This is a genomic window from Paenarthrobacter sp. PPS72, assembly GCF_048537125.1.
GTDB lineage: Bacteria > Actinomycetota > Actinomycetes > Actinomycetales > Micrococcaceae > Arthrobacter > Arthrobacter nitroguajacolicus_E.
In genome coordinates, this window is record NZ_JBLYIE010000110.1 from 1 (window position 1) to 545 (window position 545).

A 545-nucleotide genomic window follows, 5' to 3' on the forward strand; every position below is an offset into this window, starting at 1 on the left:
CTGTCGCGTTCGAGGGCAGCTGGCCAAAGACCCCGGGCGAGGACCGCAGGATGTCCAGGTCCGAGGCGTGTTCGCCTCCGGCGGCGAGCATCGCGGCCAGGGAACCGAGCAACTTGCCTGGACGGTGCTTCGCCCCGGGAGGAACAAACTGGCCGAGCCTGTCCTCACACAGCCGGCCGAAACCAAGGCCGTCCATGAAGCCCGTGAGGACTTTGACCCCGGCATGGGAGATCAGCGACTGGCCGGTGAAAGAGACCGGGATGGAGGGGAAAACAGGGGTAGAGTGGTGCATCGAAAAGGTGCTCCTTCACTACCGGGATTATTGGCTTAGACACCACTATTTTCCCGTGTCAGAGCACCTTTTCGCCTTTAAACACACCGTCCAGCGCCGAACCCATGAAAACCCCGGGCTAAATGCAATACCGTTTACTTAGCGGCAATTCTGTTAATCTTGGGGCATGGCGCGCAGCGGATGGATCAAGCCCGAAACCCCGGAACGTTTGACTGACCACGTCTCTCTGGGTGTTTTGACGCGCGCTTTTCCG

The 545-nt window shown here is 59.8% G+C and carries 1 pseudogene; it reads right to left on the reverse strand.

The window, feature by feature from the left end:
* A pseudogene (locus tag ACLRGI_RS23310) lies at nt 1–292 on the reverse strand (IS1380 family transposase); the annotation flags it as partial.
* Between the last annotated feature and the right edge of the window lie 253 nt (nt 293–545).